The 563-nt window shown below is 36.2% G+C and carries 1 pseudogene; it reads right to left on the reverse strand.

Features of this window, described 5'->3' with window-relative positions:
• A pseudogene (locus HMPREF3125_RS12340) lies at positions 1–563 on the reverse strand (YfcC family protein); the annotation flags it as partial.

The raw sequence follows: 563 nt of genomic DNA on the forward strand, positions 1-563 counted from the left end.
GTTACTAACATGCCACCACCGAATACCAGTACAAAGACCACAACTGGCCAAACGAAACGGAACCAATGTGAATAACGCATATTGAGCATTTGTAATGTAGCCATGACTAAACCGGTTGGAGCTAAGAATAACATTGCATATTGACCAAATTGATACGCAGATACAATCGTATATTTAGGTATACCAACCGTATCAGCTAATGGTGCAAAAATAGGCATCGCTAATACAGCTAGTCCAGATGATGATGGAATAATAAATCCTAGGAAGAAAAAGATAAATAGTAATGCGATAACAAATAATGGACCTTGAATATTTTCAACAAGTGATGAAGAAAAATGTAAAATCGTATCTGATATTCTTCCGTTATTTAATACTAAATTGATACCACGTGCTAACCCTATAATAAGTGAGACACCTACTAAACTTGATGCCCCTTTAACAAATTCATCTACAACACCTTGTTCTCCCAATCCTTTTGGACCTGTCGCAGCTAAGAACATAATAATAATGGTAAATATTAGAAATGCTGAAGCCATAGTTGGGAACCACCAACCTTGAGACAT

Origin of the sequence: Staphylococcus sp. HMSC13A10 (assembly GCF_001808005.1) — a bacterium.
Lineage (GTDB): Bacteria > Bacillota > Bacilli > Staphylococcales > Staphylococcaceae > Staphylococcus > Staphylococcus pasteuri.